We start from the raw sequence: 17,544 nt of genomic DNA, 5'->3' as shown, positions 1-17,544 counted from the left end.
CCAATGGAGCTCGCGCTTTCACCTGCGGATGCTGCCTTTCGAGACGAAGTCCGCGCCTTCATCGCGGAGAACTATCCGGCCGAGATGCGTGTTCCCAATCCGGAGACCGATCTGACCAAGGAGCAGATGCTGCTGTGGCATCGCATCTTGCACAAGAAGGGGTGGATCGCGCCGCTATGGCCGAAGGAATATGGCGGCCCCGGCTGGTCGATCACCCGGCGTTTCATCTTCGAGCAGGAGACCACCCGTACCGGCACGCTGCCTCCTCTGGCGTTCAGCGTCACCATGGTCGGCCCTGTCATCTATACATTCGGTAACGAGGCACAAAAGAAGAAGTATTTGCCGCGCATTCTCTCCGGCGAGGACTGGTGGTGTCAGGGCTACTCGGAGCCGGGCTCCGGCTCCGATCTTGCCACTGTCCGCACCAAGGCTGTGCGTGACGGCGACCACTACATCGTCAACGGGCACAAGACCTGGACCACGCTCGCGCAGCACGCCGACTGGATATTCTGTCTGGTTCGGACCGATCCGGCCGCCAAGCCGCAATCGGGCATCTCGTTCCTGCTGATCGACATGAAGTCGCCGGGCGTCACGGTGCGCCCGATCATCACCATCGATGGTTCCCACGAGGTCAACGACATCTTCCTCGAAGACGTCCGGGTGCCGGTCGAGAACCTGATCGGCGAGGAAAACAAGGGCTGGACCTACGCCAAATTCCTGCTCGGCAATGAGCGCACCAGCATGGCTGGGATCGGCCGCTCGACGCGTTACATCGACAGGCTGAAAAAGATCGTGAAGGCCGAAATCCCGGAAGACGATCCGGCCCATCTGGAATTCCTCAGGGACATCGCTCGGGTCGAACTCGACGTGCTGGCTCTGGAAGCGACCGAGCTTCGCGTCGTGGCTCAGATGGCGCGCGGCATCGATCCGGGGCCGGCGGCATCGTTGTTCAAGATCCGTGGCACCGAGATCTTCCAGAACATCACCGAACTCACGCATCGGGCCATCGGCAACTATGGCCTTGCGATCCGTGAGCATCCAGTCAGCGCCAACCATTTCATGCCCGGACCGGATTACGGTCACACCGCGTCGGAAAAATATCTCAACTCGCGCAAGCTCAGCATCTACGGCGGATCAAACGAGATCCAGCGCAACATCATCGCCAAAGCAGTGCTCGGTCTCTAGCAACGGGGCAACAAGAGGATCGGATGGATATCCAGTTCACGGAAGAGCAGGAATTGTTGCGGTCCAGTGTCCAGCGCTTGTTGCGGGACCAATATGATTTCGACGCGCGTCGCAAGATCCTCGCAAGCGAGGAGGGCTTCTGCCGCAAGCAGTGGCGGGTCTTCGCTGAACTCGGTCTGCTTGCCGCCCCCTTCTCGGAGGACGTCGGGGGACTTGGCGGTGGATCGTTGTCGACCATGATCATCATGCAGGAGTTCGGCCGTCACCTCGTGGTCGAGCCATTCGTCGAAACGATCGTGCTTGCCGGCGGCCTCATCGAGCATGTGGGGACTGAGGAGCAGAAGCAGGCGTTTATCCCGGACATCATCGCGGGAACCAAGATCTTGGCCTTGGCCTGGACCGAGAAGGGTTCGCGATTCGATCTCGCCAACGTCACGACCGCCGCGCGCCGAGATGGAGCGGATTATGTCCTCACTGGCGACAAAAGCGCGGTTATCGCCGCGCCATGGGCCGACTATCTGGTCGTGTCCGCCCGCACCTCCGGTCATCGCCATGACCGAGGCGGCGTCAGCCTGTTCGTCGTCGATCGCCGCGCCGCCAATCTGCATCTGCAGGGCTTCAAGACCATCGATGGCCGTCGTGCCGCCGAGATCAGCCTGCGTGGTGTCCGGGGACAGTTGCTCGGCAAGGAAGGCGAGGGCGCCCCTGTGCTGGAAGCTTGCCGCGACCGCGCGATCGGCGCGCTCTGCGCCGAAGCCGTTGGCGCGATGAGCGAGCTCAATTTCGCGACGCTGGAATATTCCAAGACCCGGAAGCAGTTCGGCACCACGATCGGCTCTTTTCAGGTGTTGCAGCACAGGATGGTCGACATGTTCATCGCGCATCAGGAGGCGCTCTCGCTGATGCAGCACCTCAATCTCAGCCTTAATAGCAGCGAAGCCGGCGTCTCGCGGCTCGCGTCCGGCGCCAAGTCGAAGATCGGATATGCCGGCAGGACCATCGCAGACCATGCGGTGCAGCTCCATGGCGGCATGGGCATGACCGACGAATTGAACGTCGGCCACTACTTCAAGCGGATCTCTTCCATCAACATCCAGTTCGGCGACCCCGCCTATCACCTGCTGCGCTATGCGCAGCTCGACACGGCGGCTTAAACAGAGAGGCAAGCATGACGACTGAGGCAGTAATCGTTTCCACCGCGCGCACCGGCGTCGGCAAAGCCTATCGCGGCGCGCTCAACAACACCGATGGCCCGACCCTGGCGGGACATGTGATCGCCGAAGCCGTGAAGCGCGCGGGCATCGCGCCCGGTGAGGTCGAGGACGTGGTCATGGGCTGCGCCATGCAGCAGGGGACCATGGTGATGAACGTCGCGCGCAAGGGCGCGGTTCGCGCCGGCCTTCCGGTCACCGTCGCCGGGACCACGATCGATCGCCAATGCGCCTCCGGCCTGCAGGCGATCGCAGTCGCGGCACGTTCGGTCATGCTTGATGGAGTCGAGATCGCGATCGGTGGCGGCATCGAGTCGATCAGCCTGGTGCAGAACGATCATATGAACAAGTTCCACGCTGTCGACGCCGAGCTGATGGCGATGAAGCCGGACATGTACATGTCGATGCTGGAGACGGCCGAAGTCGTCGCCGAGCGTTACAGGATCGGCCGCGTCCGGCAGGACGAATACAGTCTCGAATGCCAGCGCCGCGTGGGTGCCGCGCTGCAGGGCGGCCGCTTCAGCGACGAGATCGTGCCGATCACGACCAAGATGGCCGTCGTCGACAAGGACACCAAGGAGGTCAGCTACCAGCAGGTGACGCTGTCCAAGGACGAGGGCCCGCGCCCGGACACCACGGCGGAGGGTCTCGCGAAGATCAAGCCGGTCTTCGAGGGCAAGACCATCAGCGCCGGCAACGCCAGCCAGCTCTCGGATGGGGCCTCGGCCTGCGTGATCATGAGCGACAAGATCGCGGCGAGGAAGGGCCTGAAGCCGCTCGGTATTTTCCGTGGCTTCGTCGCGGCCGGCGTCGAGCCGGACGAGATGGGCGTCGGTCCGGTCGTCGCCATCCCGCGGCTTTTGAGCCGGCACAACCTGAAGATCGACGACATCGACCTCTGGGAGCTCAACGAAGCCTATGCGGTGCAGGTGATCTATTGCCGCGACAAGCTCGGCATTGATCCCGACAAGCTGAACGTCAACGGCGGCTCGATCGCGATCGGCCATCCCTACGGCATGACCGGCGCGCGCCTCACCGGCCACCTCCTGATCGAGGGCCGGCGCCGCAAGGCGAAATATGGCGTGGTGACCATGTGCATCGGTGGCGGCATGGGCGCGGCTGGCCTGTTTGAAATCGTCCACTGATCGGGAACGCGGGAGAGATATGTGAAGACAGCGATCACTGAACTGTTCGGCATCCAGCATCCGATCATCCAGGGCGGCATGCACTATGTCGGCTTTGCCGAGTTGGCGGCCGCGGTTTCCAATGCCGGGGGCCTCGGCATCATCACCGGCCTGACGCAGAAGACGCCTGAGCTCCTCGCAAAGGAGATCGCGCGCTGCCGCGACATGACGGACAAGCCGTTCGGCGTGAACCTCACCTTCTTGCCGAGCTTCACCGCGCCGCCTTATCCGGAATACATCGCTGCCATTCGCGAGGGCGGGATCAAGGCGGTCGAGACCGCGGGCCGCAGTCCGGAAGCCTACATGCCGGCGCTGAAGGCCGCCGGCATCAAGGTGATCCACAAATGCACGTCGGTGCGGCATTCGCTGAAGGCCGAGAAGATCGGCTGCGACGCCGTCAGCGTCGACGGCTTCGAATGCGGCGGTCATCCCGGCGAAGACGACATCCCGAACATGATCCTGCTGCCACGCGCGGCCGATGAATTGAAGATTCCGTTCGTCGCCTCGGGCGGCATGGCGGATGCGCGTAGCCTCGTTGCGGCGCTGTCGATGGGCGCCGCCGGCATGAACATGGGGACCCGCTTCGTGGCCACCAAGGAAGCGCCGGTGCACGACAATGTAAAGCAGGCGTTGGTCAAGGCGACCGAACTCGACACTGTGCTGGTGATGCGCGCGCTGCGCAACACCGAGCGCGTGTTGAAGAACAGGGGTGTCGACCAGCTGCTCGAGATCGAGCGCGAGAAGGGCGCGAGCCTGAAGGTCGACGACATCCACGAGCAGGTCGCCGGCGTCTATCCGAAGGTGATGGTCAACGGCGAGATGGATGCCGGCGCCTGGAGCTGCGGCATGGTGGTCGGGCTGATCCACGACATCCCCACGGTCAAGGAATTGATCGACCGCATCATGGTGGAAGCGGAAGCAATCATCCGCCACCGCCTGACCGGCTTTCTTGACGGCGTTGAGCAGCCAAAGGCGGTGAAGGTCGCATGAAGTGAGCCGTTCGCGACGTTTCGTCGAACGGCTGCCGACTTTTCGAAAAATAGCCGGAGACGCAAAAGCGCACGGCTCGAACCGGCGCAAAGGGAGAGAGACATGAGTATCAGATTCACCTTCGCGGCCGCGTGTGCGGTCATATCGCTATTCGCATCGCCCGCTTTGTCTGCCGACGAACCCGGCGTGAGCGCAACGGAAATCAAGATCGGCGGGATATTCCCGTTCAGCGGTCCGGCGTCCCCGATCGGCCTGGTTGGCAAGGGCGTGGTGGCCTATGTGCAGTCGATCAACGATCGGGGCGGCATCAACGGTCGCAAGATCAACTACATCGCGATGGATGATGCTTACAGCCCGCCAAAAGCAGCCGAGCAAGCCCGCAAGCTGGTCGAAAGTGACGAAGTATCATTCATCTTCGGTCAGCTAGGCACCCCCGGCAATTCGGCGACGGCAAAATACCTGAAAGCCAAGGGCGTTCCCTCGATCGCGATTGTCAGTGGTTCGAGCAAATTCACCGACGTCGCCCAATATCCGCTGACCACGACTGGTCTGGTCAGCTATCAAACCGAGGGGATAATCTACGCCAAGTACCTCGACAAGACGTTGCCCGGAGCAAAATACGCGATTCTTTTCCAGAACGACGACCTCGGCAAGGATTACGTCAGCGCCTTCAAATCGTTTCTGAAGGCGGACTTCGACAAGCGTGTCGTCACCGCGGCCTATGAGGTGACCGAGCCGACCGTGGATTCCCAGGTCGTCAATCTGAGGAGTTCGGGCGCCGAGGCGCTGTTCATTGCCGGCACGCCGAAATTCGCCGCGCAGGCAATCCGCAAGGCGGCCGAGATCGGCTGGAAGGCCAAGATCATCGTCAACTTTCCGTCCGGTTCGATCGGCGGCACGTTAAAGCCTGCCGGACTGGAGAATTCCATTGGTGTCATCGTCGGTACCATCAACAAGGACCCGACTGATGCGAGGTGGAACGACGATGAAGGCGTGCAGGCCTACAAGGCGTTCTTTGCAAAATATCTGCCGGGTGCGGACTTCGAGAACACCAGCTATCTCACCGGCTACATGGAAGGGATGATCCTTGAACAGATCCTGAAGCAGAGCGGGAACGACCTTTCGCGAAAAAACATCCTCGAGCAGGCGAAGTCGCTGAACCGTTTCGTACTCCCCACTGCGTCTCCGGGCATTGAGGTGAACACCAGTGAATCGAGCAACATGATCTGGAGCCAGCTGCAGTTGGAGCGGTGGAGCGGCAGCGCCTGGGAGCCCTTCGGCCCGATTCTGGACGCAAGCTCCGAATGATGCGGTGAGAGCAGACGCCGTCCAAGCAACATCGAAGTGCCGTCTTGCAGCTGATATCACCATGGAGAACGAGCATGACCAAGGTCGGTTTTCATCAATATCCGCCGATGGATCAAGTGATCTTCGGAAAGCCGGCGGCTCATGCATTGCGCGAGGAGGCCGAGCGGCGTGGCGCCCAGCGCGTCTTCCTCATCGTCAGCCGAACGCTCAATACCAAAACCGACGAGATCGAGAAGATCCGCAACGCGCTGGGTAGCAGACATGGCGGCACGTTCGATGGTGTTCCGCAGCATACGACGCGAGCGTCCGCGGTGGAGGCAACCGCGCGTGCCGCAGAGGCGAAGGCGGACTTGATCGTCGCCGTTGGAGGTGGATCGGTCGTCGATGCGGCCAAGATCGTCCTGATGTGCCTTGAACACGGCATCACCGAGGAAGCTGGACTCGATGGATTCGAAGTGGTTTCGACTCCGGAGGGACCCCGGCCAGGGCCATTTCGCGCTCCGAAGGTGAGGATGATCGCGATCCCGAGCACGCTTTCGGGCGGAGAGTATAACTCCGGAACGCTCGTCACGGACGCGCGCAGGAAGTTGAAGCAGATATTCAGCCATCCATTGATGATGCCGCTGTCGATCATCCTGGATCCGGAAATCACCCGGCACACCCCGCAAACCTTGTGGCTCGGGTCAGGCACCCGCGCGATGGACCACGGGATCGAAGCGATCTGCTCACCGAGAGGCAATCCGCTGGTGGAAAGCGTGTGCCTGCGCGGCCTGCGCTATCTGTACGACGGCCTTCAGGCCACCAAGGAAAATCCGAGCGATTTGGAAGCACGACAGTTTTGCCAACTCGGCTCCTGGATGTCCGCTTTCGGACTGCAGTGCCGCGTCCCGATGGGGGCCAGCCACGCGATCGGACACGTGCTGGGCGGCACCTGCGACGTCCCGCACTTCCTGTGCACGGCGGTGATGATGCCGAGTGTGCTGAAATACAATCAGCCGGTCACGGATGAAGCCCAAAGGAAAATCGCCGAGGCGTGGCGCGCGACGGACGCGAGCGCCAGCGACGCCTTCGCTCTGTTCATCGGTCGATTGGGATTGCCCGGCCATCTCTCGGAAGTCGGTGTGACCAAGGAGAAGTTCGAACTGATCGGCCGCAACGCGATGCAGTCGATCTTCACCCGGGCCAACCCACGGGCCATCAAGGGTCCGGAGGATATCGTCGAGATACTTCAACTTGCCGCATAGCGGCGGCTGCGGCCCCAGGGCAGGATACGCGCACCCCTCGGCACTCAAAAGAATAGATCGTTGGACAGGAGCACGCCGCATGACCCGTCACGAATCTCCAGCCATTCCTGCAGAAGGCCTCCGGTTCGCGCCGCGAGAGGTAAGGATCGAGACGCGGCCAGACGGGACCCTCGTGCTGCGGTCCCCGATCGAGTTCGAAAGCCCGCACTGGTCGATCCTGGATTTCATCCCCGAATGGGCCGAGAAGGCGCCGCAGCGCGCATTTCTGGCCCAGCGCGGCCGCGACGGCGAGTGGCAGAAGATTTCCTATGCCGAACTCTGGCAAAGGGTGCGGTCCGTCGGGCAGGCAATGATCGAACTGGGCGCCAAACGTGGCGACCGGCTTGCCATTCTCTCCGGCAATTCCATCGAGCACGCAATCGTCATGTTTGCGGCGATGTCGGTCGGGATCGTCGTAGCCCCGATATCGCCGAACTATTCGTTGATGCCGGGCGGCCTGGCTCGCTTGCAGGATATCGCAACGCTGCTTGGGCCTGCCTTCGTTTTCGTGCAGGACAGCGAGGCCTATTCGGGTGCGCGCACGATTCCGGAGCTTGCGTCCGCGACATGGATTGCAGCGGATCAGAAGGTCGGATCCGTGTGGGTTCAGTCGCTTTATTCGACGCATCCCGGCGCCGAGTTCGAGCAGGCCTTTCGTTCGATCGACAAGGAAGCCGCCGCCAAGATCCTGTTCACCTCGGGTTCGACCGGGCTTCCCAAGGGCGTGATCAACACCCACAGGATGATGGCAAGTTCAATGCAGATGGGGGCGCTGCTGGTGGCGTCTCGTGAAGCGCCGGTACAGGTCGAATGGCTTCCATGGCATCACACCATGGGAAGCAACGTCATCCTGCACGGCATTCTGAAGCATGGCGGCACGCTCTACATTGACGATGGGCGTCCGGTTCCCCAATTGTTTCACAAGACGATTGCCAATTTGAAGGAGATATCGCCTACGGCCATGTTCAGCGTGCCGGCGGGATACACGCTGTTGTGCGAGGCGCTGGAAACCGATCACGATCTGCGAGTCAATTTTTTCCGGCAACTCGACCGGATGACTTACGCCGGCGCTGCGATATCACGGACCACGCTCGACAAGCTCTATCAGCTGGCGAAGCAATCGACCGGCAGACCTATTCCGGTGATGGCAGGCTACGGCGCCACCGAAACGGCCCCCACGATCGCCACGACGCATTGGGCGACCGACACGCCGGGTGAACTGGGACTCCCGGCCCCCGGGGTGGAATTGAAACTGATCCCTGCCGGGGACACGTATGAGGCCCGCGTACGCGGTCCCAATGTGACACCAGGCTATCTTGGCCGTCCGGATTTGACCTCGGCGGCCTTCGACGATGAAGGCTTCTACCGGGTCGGCGACACCATCTCGTTCATCGATCCTGCCAATCCGAGCCGTGGTCTGCGTTTCACCGGCCGGGTTTCCGAAAATTTCAAGCTCGCCAACGGGACATGGGTAGCTGTCGGCAATCTGCGCGCCGCGGCACTCGCGGCCACCCATGGCGTCCTGCAGGACGCCGTCGTTGCCGGTGAAAATCGCCACGCCTGCGCCGTGCTGGGCTGGTTGAATCCTGTCTTGGCCAGGAAGCACGCCACCAACGCCGACGGCAATCTGAACTGCGACCCGGGCGTGATCGCTTTTCTCCGGCAATGCCTCCGGCTTTACAATGCCAATGTCGGAAGCAGCGAGCGCATCTGCGCGCTCACGCTCCTTGAGGAGCCGCCCTCGCTGGCGGCCGGCGAGATCACGGACAAGGCCTACATCAATCAACGCGCCGTCCTGGTCAATCGGGCGGCGCAGATGGAGCTGATCTATTCGTCCGAGTCTTGCAGCCAGGTGATCGTCATCTAGGCGATTGCGTGAGAGCGCGGCTTCGGTGGACCCAAAATGGGAGTGATTGAGATGGCGGAAGATCGGATCGAAATCGACACCGGAACAGGCGAACTCTTGTGCGAAATCCGCGATCGCGTCGCCCTGATCACGCTTAACCGCCCCGAAGCACGCAACGCGCTCTCCGATCATCTCACGCCGGCCTTGCGGCGGATGATCAAGCAATGCGGCGATGACCCGAACGTCGGTGCGTTGCTGGTCACGGGCGCGGGCACGGCCTTTTGCGCCGGCGGCGACGTCAAGGGTATGGGGAGCAATTCAACCAAAATCGAAATCGCGTTTGAAGATCGGGTTGCCGATCTACGGATCAGGCAACGCACCTTGACCGGGGCGCTGGTGGCGGTGAGAAAGCCGACGATTGCAGCCCTTCCAGGACCCGCGGCCGGCGCCGGGATGGCGCTTGCGCTTGCCTGCGATATCCGGATTGCTGGAGAATCCGCGATCATGTCCACCGGGTATGCCCGGGTCGGACTGACCGGGGACTATGGCATCGCATGGCTGTTGACCCGCCTTGTCGGGACCTCGCGAGCGCGGGAGCTGATGTTCCTGTCGGAGCGGATCGACGCGCGGCGCTGCGAGACGCTGGGTCTCGTCAACCGCGTGGTGCCCGACGCCGAGTTGCGCGAGGCAGCGTTTGCGCTCGCAAGGTCGCTGGCGGCGGGCCCGGCGAGCGCGCTGGCCCACATCAAGGACAATCTCGACCACGCCCTGACGTCGGACTTTCTGGATTCGATGGATCGCGAAGCCGAAAACATGGTCCGCTCGGCGCGGACGGCGGACCACAAGGAGGCGGTGCGCGCCTTCATCGATAAGCGCAAACCTGTATTCGCGGGGCGTTAGGCGCGCTGTCTCCCAACATCGAGATCAAAACCGATCGCGTGATCAACTGATGCTGTCCGGAATCCTGTTGCTGCAAACCAACACCTGGGGAGGCGCCGATGCCTGACAAGCCGATTGCGGTCGTTACGGGTGTCGGGCCCGGCACAGGTTCCGCGATAGTCCGGCGTTTCGCTGCGGAAGGATTTCGTGTCATCGCCATGGCACGTTCGCCGGATCGCATTCGCGCGCTGGAAGCCGAACTCACCGATACGCACTCGATCATGTGCGATGTCTCTAGCGAAAGCGAAGTTAAGGGCGCGATGGACAACATCCGCCGGTCCTACGGCGCCCCGAATGTCCTCATCCACAACGCCGTCGGGGGCGGGTGGGGGACGTTTCTCGAGATCGAGCCGAAAATGCTCGATCGGAATTTTCAAGTGAACGTGATGGGCTTGCTGTATCTGGCGCGTGAAGTGGCTCCGGACATGGTCAAAGCCGGGAACGGCACCATCCTCGTGACCGGCAACACGTCAGCCATTCGCGGCAAGGCGAACTTTGCCGGCTTTGCCCCGACCAAGGCGGCCCAGCGCATTCTGTCGGAATCGATCGCGCGCGATCTTGGGCCCCGCGGTATCCACGTTGCTTATGTCTTGATCGATGCCGTGATCGACGTACCGCGAATGCGCGAACGCCTGCCGGAAGCGCCCGATGATTTCTTCATCAAGCCATCCGCGATCGCCGAGGAATTATGGCACCTCTACGGCCAGGACCGCTCCGCATGGTCCTTCCTGACCGAGCTTCGTCCGTTCGGGGAGAAATGGTGAAAACAATGTCCCGGAGCTATCTATGCGGTACGTGAAAGGCCACAAGCTGCAAACCCGGAGTCGGATCCTCGAGGAAGCGTCTTACGGATTGCGTCAAGCTGGCGCCGATGGCATCAGCGTGTCCGATTTGATGAAGCGCGCCGGTCTCACGCATGGAGGCTTCTACACCTATTTCGAATCGCGAGAAGCCCTGATGATAGAAGCGTTCGCCATGGCGATGGATCGAACCATCTCTCCGTGGCGGAATCAGATGGACAGGCTACCCGTGAGGAAAGGTTCGACACCTTCGTTGAAACGTACCTGAGGCCCGGTCATCGGGATGATCGCGCAGGTGGTTGCGTGATGCCGGCCTTGGGTACCGATATTGCTCGTTCCAGCCACAAGGCGCGGCGTGAGTTTGCGAGGAAGCTCGACGAAATGATCGACGTGATCGCCACCTTGCTCCCGGAACAGCCGCCGAAGCAGGCGCGCCAGATCGCCACCGCCACGCTTGCCACCATGATGGGCTCGATCGCACTCGCGCGCGCGGTCGGCGGCAAGAAGCTGTCCGACGAAATACTTTCAGCCGGACGGCGCGCTCTAAGCGGTCAATCAACGAAACGAAAGACTGCGAGCGCCTCCGTTCGGACGAGTTAGCGCTAGGTGAATGTCCGTATCAGCGGTTGCGTCTCTCCTATTTGAACCTAGGCCGGGCTCATCGGCCGCGGGTCAGGGCGGAGAGCTCGGTCGTGTGTGCTCCCATCAGCGACACTGCGCCATTGTTTTGACTGGATCTCGTTAGACCTTGCTCGCTGGAACTAGATCAGACTTGCCAATGATGGACTGGACCGACACATCCCGAAAAGCGAAGCGTAATCAGGACTTAACAACGGTCGCGAAGTGTCATGCTGTACCGACCAACTTTGAAGAGGCGCAGGCGAGCAATTTCGCGTTTGCGCTTTCTCTCGGCCGCTGTGGCGTATCCTGGCGGCACTGCGACCCGCTGCGGAATGAGGCGACGGTTATGGCGCGCGGACCCTCTACGGCGCTTATGGCCTCGGCCGTCGCGTCGAATAGGTTAGAGCCGCGAGCACTATGATGGCGCCCTGCGCCATCAGCTTCTCCGGCTCGCCCAGCCCGAAGCTGGTAAGAAAGTTGAAGAGGAACGTTAGCATGAAGGCGGCGAGCGCAGGCCTCACCATGCCGCCGCGCCCGCTGCCGAAATTGACGCCGCCGAGAATGCATGCCGCGAGCGTGTTCAGCGGCAGATCCTGACCGACCGTCACACTGCCCATCCCGACAAAGCCGGTCAGCAGAAGAGCGCTCGACACCGCCGTCACACCGGACAAGACGTGGGTGATGAAGATGATCCGCTGGTAGGGTGTGAATCCTCATCGAATAGTGACCCCCATCGACGTCGCCGGGCTCTCATCAAGCCATTGATTTCGCTAAATGGGGTGATGGGACCCCGCGCCGATCATAGTCGAGACCCCACGCCGAAACACACTCGGCCGTCTCGATCGCGTTGACTCGGCAGTTACTAGGCGTTTTGCTGGCGCGTCGTATCCGTTCGAATTGCTGGCGATCGACGGCCCCATCTCGCGGGAGCGTGGCAGTCACGCCGACGTCCGCGAGGGCGTCGCCTCCTTTCTCGAGAAACGCCAGCCCCCGTTTCCCGGGAAGTCTCAATCGACATGCCGAGCCAATATCCATGGTGGACCGAACTTTGAAAGTTGCTGTTCTTTTTGCTTCCCGTCGTTTCGGCTGATTTACAATTCGGCTGTAACCCTTTGATCTGGATAGTAGCTCGATGTATTAAATTTACAGGCAAGTATCTGATATTGCGTAGTAAAAATCTGACTCTTAATCAGCGGGTCCCAGGTTCGAGCCCTGGTGCGCCCACCACCCTCAAGAGACTGGCCCGAAAGGGCTTTTTTAATTTGCTCGATAGAACAAATCCGGTCTCGTGCGACGTTTTTTGTGGTCGTACGTCGCACGCTGTGCGACGAGTTCGGATGTGCGGAGAGCGTTCTTAACCGGATCCAATACGCAGTGGTTGTCTATGACCAGATGGGTCGCAGGTACTATCCGCGCTAGAATTGAAGCCGAGCGCCGGCGCGGTCGAATGTGTTTGGTGCTGCGAGAATTGCACTCAGAAGGCCCAAGCTGTTATCGGCTGCGTTGTGCAACCCAATATTGATAGGCCGGGCACCACAGGATCGCGCACAGCTACAGAGCGCCGAAGACATGAGATTCAACCGCTCTGCGATCAGCCCTTCATACCTTCTTTGCGCACTTGCAATTGGAGCCGGTCGATGCCGGAATCGGCGCGATCCACATTGCGTGCGCGGTAGTGCTTCACGATGGTCTGCGCGCTTCGGTACGAGTGCCCGGTGATGTCGCAGATCGTCAACAGGTCGCAGCCGGCCCGATCGAGCAGCATAACGCACGTATCGCGCAGGTCTTGGTCGTGCTTCTGGTCTAGTTCGCCGGTGCCGTTGACGAACATCAGCGCAGGGCACGGCTTCAGGCGCCATGCCGTCTCATCGCCATTGCTGTCGCGCGTCGCTTGCGCATTCAGCCATTCCGCCAACACACGCTTGCGCTGATCGACCGCGCGGGCGCGCTGCGCCTTGTTCTGTTCATCAAGCGAGAAAGCCGCGAACAGCTTGTCGACATTTCTGATCAGTTCGGCGCTCAGCTGCTCCGCGCGAACGATTGCCTGGCGAACGGTATCGCGTGCGAGAAAGCCGAACACGGCGACGGCGCGCGCGGTCGAGACCCAATGGCGATAGGTGTTCTCGTCATAAGGCTCACCATTGTCTTCGTTGACGACGAGTTCGAGCGGCACCTTCTCAAGCTGAAGGCGCAATTTGAGCCCCTTTATTCGCACGCGCGAGGCGTTTAGCCGTGCGCTGTGAATCGGCGTGGGGCCCAAGCGCCGATCGGCATCCTAAGTGCTTGATCAACTTCGTATAGAGGGGGTCAATATTGTGCGCCGATTAACACGTCTGGGCAGAGCACTGCCTCGGCGGAATCCTTGGGGCGGGAACCAGCCGATGCGGGCAGCAGATCATAGGCAATCCGCCCGCCAGACCAACCGGTCAAAACCTCTGTGCAGAGGTACTAGTCCGAACTTCCTCTTGATGGACTGGACCGACCAGCATTGTGAGCGCCATCCAACCACTTGTAGAAACGATCGCTGTTCTCAGAATAGCGAGCTTCCGACCGACACAGTCGCTTACCGTGACATCAGGACGGGCACACGCGCTTGTTTCAGCAACGTCCGGGTGACGCCACCGAACACCATCTCGACAGAGCGGGCGTGGCTGTAGGCGCCAATGACGATCAGATCTACGCCGTGATCTCTGGCATAGGACAGGATGATGTCGGCGACCGGAGTTCCTTGCGACGACACCTGCTCCACTTCGACGCGGGCCCCGTGACGCGCGAGATAAAGTGCGATATCAGCGCCCGGCTCCTCACCGTGCCGGCCGGCTCGCTCTTTCGAATCGACAACCAAAAGCGTCACGGAACTAGCCGCGACGAGGAACGGGAGCGCGTCTGCGACCGCGCGCCGCGCTTCGCGGCTGGCGTTCCAGCCGACCAGTATATTGTTGCCGATAGACTCGGATTTCCAGCCGCTCGGTATGACGAGAATAGGAGCACCGCTGGAGAGCAGGAGCTTTTCGGGGGATGCGTAGCCATTCAGCTCGTGCAGCGCGCGCTGACCGATCACCACGAGATCGGAATGAAGCGAGCTGAGGGTCAGATCTTCGTCAGGTCCACCTCGACGGATCACCCGAAACTCTGCGCTGAGGTCGCGCTTCGCTGAAATGGCTTCGAAGCGCCGCCGGACATTGGAGGTCGCGGCTTCATCGGCCGCTTTCCGCTCGGCGAGCATGGCTCGGATCGCCTTCTCGCCAATCACATAGTAATCGGATCGATATTCCGGGCGAACTGCGGATACGACGTGAACCCCGGCAAGGTGGGCGCCGCACTGGTGGGCGAGCGCAGCTGCATAGTCGATCCGCTTCTCTCCTTCGGGGGTGGCGTCGACAAACACCCCAATGTTTTTCAAAGTCATGGTATCCTCTCCTGTCGGCAGTTTCTGACGTCATTCAGCGTGTCGCGAAGCTCCGCTCGGCGACACGGATCGGTTCAACAAGGCATCTGCGATCAACCGGCTCACGGCCTCGCGCGCAGAGGCGTCGTACCTGTCCCGGCAGGACAGGACGACGTCCGGCTCGACCAGAGCACAGGCTGCCGCCTTCACGTGCCGGGCTTCCTGCCCGGCAGCACCTGCCAGCCTGAATTCTCCGGATGCGCTCGCCGCAGCGAGTATCCTGGTGATGTGGTGGACGAGGCGCGCGTCATAGTGGCTGTGGCAGGGCCATTGTTCCGCCGTGGCATCGGCGAGCAACGCGCTGATCCGCGGCTCGTAATCAGCGAAGGTCATCAGAGCTGTGTTCAAGCCGGTGAGAAACCCACTGAGCCGGTCGCGCGCCGCATGGCGGTTGGAGATCGCGCAAGCAAGGGCGGCGCGTTCAGTCTCGCGCAGGTAGTGGGACGCGAGCGCATCGAGGATCGCGCGGCGGCTTGAGAAGTATCGATAGACGTTGGCGGCGGAGAAGCCGCAGGCGTCGGCGATGTCCGCCACGGTGACTTTGCGATGGCCGCAAATTCTGAGAAGTCGTTCGGTCTCGAGCAGGATGCCTGTTGAATTTTCCCGAAGGGCGGATCGCAAGGCACCGTACAGCCGTGGGCGCCCGCAAGGCTTGTCGGCAACTTCCACTGACGAGGATCGAACTCGCCGGGGGCCTGGAACGGCGGCGAGAGGGCGCGCAGTCGCCAACTCCGCCCGGGGGTGGTCGGTGAAAGGCCCGATCGTATCGGTCGCGGGCAGGACCGGGCTTGTTGCCGGGGCAAGGGGCCGACTTGACATCACGACCTCCAATGATAACGTAATGTACGTTACGTTTTGGGGAAAACAAGAGGCCATGCCGACGACCGCTACCGCAACAGTGCCGAGGACCAGACCGCGCGGCGAGATACGACGCTCTCAAATTCTGGACGCCGCCGTCGAAGTCTTTCTGGAGAACGGCTTCGGCGGCGCCACCATCGACCTTGTCGTCGAGCGCGCCGGGGCGTCCAAGGCCACCGTATATTCGTTTTTCGGCAGCAAGAACGGCCTGTTCGCCGCGATCGTGGAGGAGCGCGCCGCGCGCATCCTTTCCGCGTTCGGCGACCCCGAGGTCGTTCACTCTGACGTCCGCCATGCGCTCGCGCACATCGCGCGGCGCTATATGGAGGTCGCGATGGCTCCGGATGCTGTCGGTCTTTGGCGGCTGATCATCGCCGAGGGCACCCGCTTCCCCGAACTTGCGCGGACCTTTTACCAGCTCGGACCCGACCGCACCTATGCGCAGCTTGCCGGCATGTTGTCGGTCTGGCGCGGGCGCGGCCTGATCCGCCTCGACGATCCGCTGCGCGCGGCCGTGCAGTTTTTCGACTCCGTCGGCGGTGACCTGCATCGCCGTGCGATGGCTGGGATATTCCCAAAGAGCCGCACCGCGATCCAGCGCAGCATCGATCATGCGGTTCAAATCTTTTGGAACGGCATCAGAGTTGACCCCCGCACGTGAGTTGCTCGGGATTTAGTTAGTAGGTGCCAGTTACAGCAACGATCAGATCGGCCAGAGCTGACCGCCGACCGGTCAACAGCACGCGAGGCGGCGGAAGCCGGAGAGAAGGACTACCTCATCTGGGACGACGAACTGCCGGGCTTCGGACTCCGGGTCTTTAGTTCCGGCAAGCGTAGCTACGTCATCCAATATCGAACGTCCTTCACACTACTAACCTTAGGTGTCTTTTCACACGGACATTAGGCCTCCAGCCAGAATGCGCCTCCACCCGGCCCGCTCATGGTTCCCGCCGGGTTTCGGCGGCCGTGGGTACAAGGCCGGGCGTCAAAGACCTGAAAAACAGCTTGACTTTAATCATTGCAATAGCAATTAATATATAAGTTGCGTACGCGATGAATGGCTATGGCCTCCGTGGTGGACGCTGTAGACCGTGCGATGGAGGTTCAAATGAAGATTCAGGGCTCGGTGGTGCTGGTCACTGGCGCGAACGGCGGAATCGGCCGCGCATTCGTCCAAGAGTTGCTGAAGCGAGGCGCGTCCAAAATCTACTTGGGCGCCCGCAATAGAGCAGCCGTCCAAGATTTGGCGGCCGAAAGCGACAAGCTGGTCACGAGAGATTTGGACGTGTCCAACCCGGAGCATCTGGCGATGGCAGCAGAGACAATGTCCGACATCAATCTATTGATTAACAACGCTGGCGTAGCCGCCTTCACCGGCGCGCTCTCCACTCAGGATACTTCGAGCGCCCGCAAGGAGATGGAAGTCAATTACTTTGGGATGCTGGCCCTTTCGCAGGCGCTGCGTGCCACGGCCGCGTTCCAACCCGGGGGCGCCATCGTCAATATGCTCTCGATTCTATCCCATGTGACCCTGCCGGTCGCGGGGACCTATTCGGCCTCCAAGGCGGCCGCTCTGGCTCTGACCCGCACGCTGCGGGCGGAACTAAAAATCCGCGGGGTTCAAGTCCTTGGGGTGATGCCGGTACAGGTCGACACCGCGATGGGTGCGCCACTCCCTGAGCCGAAGCTTACGCCGCAAGAGGTCGTGTCCGATACCCTCGACGCGCTAGAAGCAGGGCAAGACGAAGTATTCCCTGGCGCTCTCTCCCGCGGTGCGGCCCAAGCCTTCAAACAAGACCCGGCCGGCATGCAAGCTCACATGGCGAGCCTTGTCCACGCCATCGACTGACGCTGAGCTCTCAATAGGAGAA

17 protein-coding genes are annotated in these 17,544 nt (G+C 61.3%); 13 read left to right on the top strand and 4 right to left on the bottom strand.

The features are described from left to right. Positions 1-3 precede the first annotated feature (3 nt). From ACP2YP_RS29560 to ACP2YP_RS29510, 11 genes are all read left to right on the top strand, one after another. Positions 4-1,185 (top strand): acyl-CoA dehydrogenase family protein, encoded by a 1,182-nt coding sequence (locus ACP2YP_RS29560; RefSeq protein WP_426419759.1) that lies wholly within the window; start codon positions 4-6, stop codon positions 1,183-1,185. Positions 1,186-1,208: 23 nt separating this feature from the next. After that, complete coding sequence (locus ACP2YP_RS29555) at positions 1,209-2,339, top strand: acyl-CoA dehydrogenase family protein (RefSeq protein ID WP_426419758.1); 1,131 nt, start codon at positions 1,209-1,211, stop codon at positions 2,337-2,339. A 14-nt stretch (positions 2,340-2,353) separates the two neighbouring features. Further along, positions 2,354-3,541: an acetyl-CoA C-acyltransferase gene (locus tag ACP2YP_RS29550; RefSeq protein ID WP_426419757.1), complete on the top strand. Its 1,188-nt coding sequence runs from the start codon at positions 2,354-2,356 to the stop codon at positions 3,539-3,541. Between the two features lie 21 nt (positions 3,542-3,562). Beyond that, positions 3,563-4,570, top strand: coding sequence for an NAD(P)H-dependent flavin oxidoreductase (locus ACP2YP_RS29545; protein WP_426419756.1), 1,008 nt, complete (start codon positions 3,563-3,565; stop codon positions 4,568-4,570). Positions 4,571-4,672: 102 nt separating this feature from the next. Beyond that, positions 4,673-5,878 carry an ABC transporter substrate-binding protein gene (locus ACP2YP_RS29540; RefSeq protein WP_426419755.1) on the top strand — a complete coding sequence of 402 codons (1,206 nt, stop codon included), beginning with the start codon at positions 4,673-4,675 and terminating at the stop codon, positions 5,876-5,878. Positions 5,879-5,952: 74 nt separating this feature from the next. Continuing rightward, positions 5,953-7,122 carry an iron-containing alcohol dehydrogenase gene (locus ACP2YP_RS29535; protein ID WP_426419754.1) on the top strand — a complete coding sequence of 390 codons (1,170 nt, stop codon included), beginning with the start codon at positions 5,953-5,955 and terminating at the stop codon, positions 7,120-7,122. Between the two features lie 79 nt (positions 7,123-7,201). Further along, entirely contained in the window at positions 7,202-9,028 is a 1,827-nt protein-coding gene (locus tag ACP2YP_RS29530; RefSeq protein WP_426419753.1) for an AMP-binding protein, read from the top strand. A gap of 51 nt (positions 9,029-9,079) precedes the next feature. After that, complete coding sequence (locus tag ACP2YP_RS29525) at positions 9,080-9,907, top strand: enoyl-CoA hydratase (protein WP_426419752.1); 828 nt, start codon at positions 9,080-9,082, stop codon at positions 9,905-9,907. Between the two features lie 98 nt (positions 9,908-10,005). Then, a complete protein-coding gene (locus ACP2YP_RS29520) occupies positions 10,006-10,710 on the top strand; it encodes an SDR family NAD(P)-dependent oxidoreductase (RefSeq protein ID WP_426419751.1) in 705 nt (234 codons plus the stop codon). A gap of 22 nt (positions 10,711-10,732) precedes the next feature. Continuing rightward, entirely contained in the window at positions 10,733-11,014 is a 282-nt protein-coding gene (locus ACP2YP_RS29515; protein ID WP_426419750.1) for a TetR/AcrR family transcriptional regulator, read from the top strand. 113 nt (positions 11,015-11,127) lie between these two features. Further along, positions 11,128-11,346, top strand: coding sequence for a hypothetical protein (locus tag ACP2YP_RS29510; RefSeq protein WP_426419749.1), 219 nt, complete (start codon positions 11,128-11,130; stop codon positions 11,344-11,346). A 392-nt stretch (positions 11,347-11,738) separates the two neighbouring features. Here ACP2YP_RS29510 and ACP2YP_RS29505 read toward each other — a convergent pair whose 3' ends face one another. The 4 genes from ACP2YP_RS29505 to ACP2YP_RS29490 form a co-directional block, all read right to left on the bottom strand. Further along, positions 11,739-12,020: a hypothetical protein gene (locus ACP2YP_RS29505; RefSeq protein ID WP_426419748.1), complete on the bottom strand. Its 282-nt coding sequence runs from the start codon at positions 12,018-12,020 to the stop codon at positions 11,739-11,741. 938 nt (positions 12,021-12,958) lie between these two features. After that, positions 12,959-13,561 carry a hypothetical protein gene (locus ACP2YP_RS29500; protein WP_426419747.1) on the bottom strand — a complete coding sequence of 201 codons (603 nt, stop codon included), beginning with the start codon at positions 13,559-13,561 and terminating at the stop codon, positions 12,959-12,961. Positions 13,562-13,930: 369 nt separating this feature from the next. Continuing rightward, entirely contained in the window at positions 13,931-14,776 is an 846-nt protein-coding gene (locus ACP2YP_RS29495; RefSeq protein ID WP_426419746.1) for a universal stress protein, read from the bottom strand. Between the two features lie 30 nt (positions 14,777-14,806). Further along, entirely contained in the window at positions 14,807-15,484 is a 678-nt protein-coding gene (locus ACP2YP_RS29490) for a TetR/AcrR family transcriptional regulator (RefSeq protein WP_426419745.1), read from the bottom strand. Between the two features lie 205 nt (positions 15,485-15,689). Here ACP2YP_RS29490 and ACP2YP_RS29485 point away from each other — a divergent pair, with 205 nt between their 5' ends. Both ACP2YP_RS29485 and ACP2YP_RS29480 read left to right on the top strand, forming a co-directional pair. Next, complete coding sequence (locus ACP2YP_RS29485; RefSeq protein ID WP_426419744.1) at positions 15,690-16,334, top strand: TetR/AcrR family transcriptional regulator C-terminal domain-containing protein; 645 nt, start codon at positions 15,690-15,692, stop codon at positions 16,332-16,334. 447 nt (positions 16,335-16,781) lie between these two features. Further along, positions 16,782-17,522 carry an SDR family NAD(P)-dependent oxidoreductase gene (locus ACP2YP_RS29480; RefSeq protein ID WP_426419743.1) on the top strand — a complete coding sequence of 247 codons (741 nt, stop codon included), beginning with the start codon at positions 16,782-16,784 and terminating at the stop codon, positions 17,520-17,522. Positions 17,523-17,544 lie beyond the last annotated feature (22 nt).

Origin of the sequence: Bradyrhizobium genosp. A, assembly GCF_049949275.1 — a bacterium.
Classification (GTDB): Bacteria; Pseudomonadota; Alphaproteobacteria; order Rhizobiales; family Xanthobacteraceae; genus Bradyrhizobium.
Note: the sequence above shows the minus strand (reverse complement) of the source record. Positions and strands in the feature narration are given on the sequence as shown.

Bases quoted from the DNA above. Each gene is read 5' to 3' on its own strand.
- ACP2YP_RS29480 (WP_426419743.1), top strand. From the start codon at position 16,782: ATGAAGATTCAGGGCTCGGTGGTGCTGGTCACTGGCGCGAACGGCGGA.
- ACP2YP_RS29520 (WP_426419751.1), top strand. From the start codon at position 10,006: ATGCCTGACAAGCCGATTGCGGTCGTTACGGGTGTCGGGCCCGGCACA.
- ACP2YP_RS29540 (WP_426419755.1), top strand. From the start codon at position 4,673: ATGAGTATCAGATTCACCTTCGCGGCCGCGTGTGCGGTCATATCGCTA.
- ACP2YP_RS29495 (WP_426419746.1), bottom strand. From the start codon at position 14,776: ATGACTTTGAAAAACATTGGGGTGTTTGTCGACGCCACCCCCGAAGGA.
- ACP2YP_RS29525 (WP_426419752.1), top strand. From the start codon at position 9,080: ATGGCGGAAGATCGGATCGAAATCGACACCGGAACAGGCGAACTCTTG.
- ACP2YP_RS29485 (WP_426419744.1), top strand. From the start codon at position 15,690: ATGCCGACGACCGCTACCGCAACAGTGCCGAGGACCAGACCGCGCGGC.
- ACP2YP_RS29515 (WP_426419750.1), top strand. From the start codon at position 10,733: ATGCGGTACGTGAAAGGCCACAAGCTGCAAACCCGGAGTCGGATCCTC.
- ACP2YP_RS29560 (WP_426419759.1), top strand. From the start codon at position 4: ATGGAGCTCGCGCTTTCACCTGCGGATGCTGCCTTTCGAGACGAAGTC.
- ACP2YP_RS29530 (WP_426419753.1), top strand. From the start codon at position 7,202: ATGACCCGTCACGAATCTCCAGCCATTCCTGCAGAAGGCCTCCGGTTC.
- ACP2YP_RS29535 (WP_426419754.1), top strand. From the start codon at position 5,953: ATGACCAAGGTCGGTTTTCATCAATATCCGCCGATGGATCAAGTGATC.
- ACP2YP_RS29550 (WP_426419757.1), top strand. From the start codon at position 2,354: ATGACGACTGAGGCAGTAATCGTTTCCACCGCGCGCACCGGCGTCGGC.
- ACP2YP_RS29555 (WP_426419758.1), top strand. From the start codon at position 1,209: ATGGATATCCAGTTCACGGAAGAGCAGGAATTGTTGCGGTCCAGTGTC.
- ACP2YP_RS29510 (WP_426419749.1), top strand. From the start codon at position 11,128: ATGATCGACGTGATCGCCACCTTGCTCCCGGAACAGCCGCCGAAGCAG.